Here is a 3,731-nt window from a genome sequence, read left to right as displayed (position 1 = left end):
GGGCGGCCGACAACCCGGTCTCAGAGACCTGCGAAGACCCGCTCGACGACAAGGACTTCGACGGATGGAAGGCGAAGGCCGTGTGCGGCGGCAAGAACCACATAGCCTATTGCCGCCGCGAGAAGCCCCTCCAGCCCGGTCAAACCTCCAGAGACTGATCGGATAGGAGCCCCCGCGCGGGAACGCCTCGGGGGGCTCGGTCAAGATTTCCGTTTCTTGCCTTGCTGCCTCTTCGCTTGCGGCTTCCTCCCCTGAGCTCTCTTAGCCTGAGGTCTCTTGGCCTGGGGTGTCTTGACCTGAGGGCTCTTCGCTTGCGGCTTCCTGGCCTGAGGTCTCTTGGCCTGAGGTCTCTTAGCCTGAGGTCTCTTGGCCTGGGGTGTCTTGACCTGAGGGCTCTTCGCTTGCGGCTTCCTGGCCTGTGGTTCCTTGGCCTGAGGCCTCTTGGCCTGAGGTTTTCTGGCGTGGGCCGTCTTCACTTGAGGCTTTTTTGCCTGGGGCTTCCTGGCCTGAGGTCTCTTCGCCTGAGGTCTCTTAGCCTGAGGCTTTCTGGCGTGGGCCGTCTTCACCTCGGGTTCTTTGGCCTGAGGCTCTCTGCCTTGCGGCCTTCCCGCCTTTGGCTCGTTGGCCTGTGAGGGCTTGCCTTGCGCCCTTTTGGCCTGGGGCGCCTTCCTCTGGGCGCTCTTGACCTGAGGCTTATTGCCCTGAGGTCTTTTCGCCTGAGGAGGCTTCCCTTGCGCCTTCTTAGCCTGCGGCCTCTTGGCTTGCGGCTTGTTGCCTTGAGGCTTTCTTGCCTGAGGCTTCTTGGCCTGTGGCTTCCGCGCTTGCGGCGGCCGGGATTGAGGCCGTGCGGCTTGGGGAGGCCTATTGCGCCCGCCCGGCGTAACGCGGGGGCCGGCACCCATCCCCGGATTGAGGTTTGCCTGCTTCGGCCTGGCTGCGAGCCGGTTCGCAGGCCCCGGACGGGCGACCCGTCGAGCCACGGGCTGCGCCCGGGCAGGACCGCGATTGGCCTGTTGCCGCTTCTTGGACCGTGCCTTAACGGCCGCCGGTCTGGGTTGGTTGGCCCTCCCGCCCGCACGCGGCCTGCTGACCTGTGCGGGGCGCGCGGGCACGGCGAGCATATTGCGCTGGGGCTGAGCTGGATGCTGGACCGCAGTGGCCCTGCGCGGGCCTGACCTTGCAGCGCCGCCCCGAGGAATCGCTGCACGATGGGCTCGATTGCGGTTCACCCCGTTGGCGCGGGACCGCATAGCCGCAACATTGCGGCGCGGCTTTGGTGCGACCGCACGCGGCGGCCGGCGGGGCGCGACGCCCTTTCTGACGCGTGGAGCATAGACGTGCATGTTGTGGGCGCCGCCGCGTCCATGGGCCTTCGGCCGTCCCCGGTTGGGGCGCGGCTTCTGCGCCGCCCGGTGGATGCGATGCGCCTTGAGGCGCCGATGGGTCACGCGGGACCAATGCGCCCGCGGCATGCCGGCGTTGTACCGATATCCGTTCCGGTATCTCGGCCGGTAGACATGTTTCGTCGAATTGAACACAAGCGAGATACTCGTGCGCGGAACCGCGTAGGTGCGCACCGCGGGCGCCACGAGATGGCGGGGCCGGACAAACGTCCAGGCATCGTACGCCGGCGCATAGCGGCGCGGCGCGGCGTACTCATAGCTCCCGACGGAAAACCCGAGGCCGATAGAGGACGACCCATAGCCATCGTAACCGCCATAGCCCTGGTTGTCCCCGTAGCCCGCATAAGGCGCTCCGTATCCGCCGTAGCCGACAGGGGTCACGGGAGCCTCGGGCGCCCACCCGACATAGTCATCGCTATAGCGCCACTGCACCCAGGCCGGCGACCAGGTATCGCCCGGCACCCAATACCAGCCATAGTCGCGATCGTAACCCCAACGCCCGTAGTGATAGACCGCCCAGGCAAACGGTTCGGGCGAATCCCAGTACCAGCCATGTTCGTCCGTATAGACCCAATTGCCGACTGTGAAGGGACGCCAGTCCGGATCCACAGCATGCGGATACCAGACATGACCGAAACGCGGTTCGGCGACCCAATCGCCATAGGGCGCGAGCGCATCGTAGAACTGGTGAATTTCGAATTCGGCCGTGGCGTATGGGGCAACAGGTCCGCCCGCCCATGCCTTCCCGGGAACCAAGGCGCCGGCCGCGATCGAAGTGATCGCCACCAAACCAGCCAAGAGTAAGCGCTTCATTGAAACCTCCAAGGGCCCGCCGCTCGGCACGGAAGACCAGAATGCCAAGCAGGGTGGAGGTGGCGACCTGAACCCTGCCTGAACGCGGCGCGCCAATCGGACAGGCGGCCCGCCGCGTGACACTGCGTCGTCTTGATGCTCCCCTTGCCGTGGGGCTACGACTTGGCTACGGAAAGCGCGGCCCAGACGCTCGACGGCAAGAGCAGGGATTAGAAGCGCAAGAAAAAAGAAGGAAATTTCATGTCGGGCGTCTCCTTTGTCGATTTGAAGACGCAATACGCACGGCTCAAGCCGCAGATCGCGGAGGCGATCCAAGAGGTCCTCGACGATGGCCGCTATATCCTCGGACCGGCCGTCACCAAGCTTGAATCCGAGCTGGCAGAGTATTGCGGCGTCCGCCACGCTATCTCCTGTTCGAGCGGTACCGACGCGATCATCATGCCGCTGATCGCTTATGGCATCGGGCCCGGCGATGCGGTCTTCGTGCCGTCCTTCACCTTCACCGCCAGCGCCGAAGCAATCATCCTGGTGGGCGCCTCGCCCGTCTTCGTCGATGTCGAGGCGGACAGTTTCAATATCGATCTTGCCGACCTGGAGGCAAAGGTCGCCGCCACACGCGCCGAAGGAAAGCTGACACCGAAGGCGATCCTCGGGGTCGATCTCTTCGGCTTGCCCGCCGACTGGGACGAGATCAACGCGCTCGCCCAACGGGAGAACGTGAACCTGATCGACGATGCGGCGCAGTCCTTCGGCGGGGTCTATGACGGAAAACGCGTTGGCGCCTTGGCGCCCGTGAGCAGCACGAGCTTTTTCCCCGCCAAGCCCCTCGGCTGCTATGGGGACGGCGGCGCCATCACGACCGACGACGACGAACTTGCCGAGCTCCTGAAGTCGATCCGCGTGCACGGCCAGGGTGCCGACCGCTACGAGATCGCGCGCATCGGCATCAATGGGCGTCTCGACAGCATTCAGGCGGCGATCTTGTCCGTAAAGCTGCCGATTCTCGAAGACGAACTGTCAGCCCGCGATCACCTGGCAAGCGTGTACGACGAAGAGCTGATGGACACGGTGACGATTCCGAAGCGCATCCCCGGGCGGCAATCGGCCTGGGCACAGTATACCATCAAGACAGACCGGCGCGCCGACATCCAGGCTGCGCTGAATGAATCGGGCATTCCGTCCGCCATCTACTATCCGAAACCTATGCACCTTCAGGCGCCTTATCTGCCCTATGGCGGCGGCGAGGGTTCTCTGCCGGTGAGCGAAACGATTTGCCACCAGGTCATGAGCCTGCCTATGCACCCTTATCTACCAGACGAGGATGCGCGGCGCATCGCCGAGGTTATTCGCAAGGCCGTGGCGTAGTCGCAGGGGGCCGGCAGACGCCAGTTCACAGAAACTCAGCCCTAGCGGCCGTGTTCATGTCATATTCAGACTCGAGCATAATAAATGTGAGTTGGGATATCAGGGGGAACACGACGTACCACCGTGAAACGTCTTATTCAAAGATGCGCT

2 protein-coding genes are annotated in these 3,731 nt (G+C 64.0%); one reads left to right on the top strand and one right to left on the bottom strand.

Annotated features, from left to right (window positions below):
* Positions 1–200 precede the first annotated feature (200 nt).
* On the bottom strand, positions 201–2,216 hold the full coding sequence (locus WBQ77_RS02475) for a DUF6600 domain-containing protein (protein ID WP_424058769.1): 2,016 nt from the start codon (positions 2,214–2,216) through the stop codon (positions 201–203).
* A gap of 240 nt (positions 2,217–2,456) precedes the next feature.
* Here WBQ77_RS02475 and WBQ77_RS02470 point away from each other — a divergent pair, with 240 nt between their 5' ends.
* Positions 2,457–3,581, top strand: coding sequence for a DegT/DnrJ/EryC1/StrS family aminotransferase (locus tag WBQ77_RS02470; protein WP_424058768.1), 1,125 nt, complete (start codon positions 2,457–2,459; stop codon positions 3,579–3,581).
* The last annotated feature ends 150 nt before the right edge of the window (positions 3,582–3,731 follow it).

This window comes from Methyloceanibacter sp. (assembly GCF_049590335.1).
Classification (GTDB): domain Bacteria; phylum Pseudomonadota; class Alphaproteobacteria; order Rhizobiales; family Methyloligellaceae; genus Methyloceanibacter.
This window is presented reverse-complemented; position numbering and strand designations above follow the sequence as displayed.

Coding starts and splice junctions, on each gene's coding strand:
- WBQ77_RS02475 (WP_424058769.1), bottom strand. CDS start 2,216: ATGAAGCGCTTACTCTTGGCTGGTTTGGTGGCGATCACTTCGATCGCG.
- WBQ77_RS02470 (WP_424058768.1), top strand. CDS start 2,457: ATGTCGGGCGTCTCCTTTGTCGATTTGAAGACGCAATACGCACGGCTC.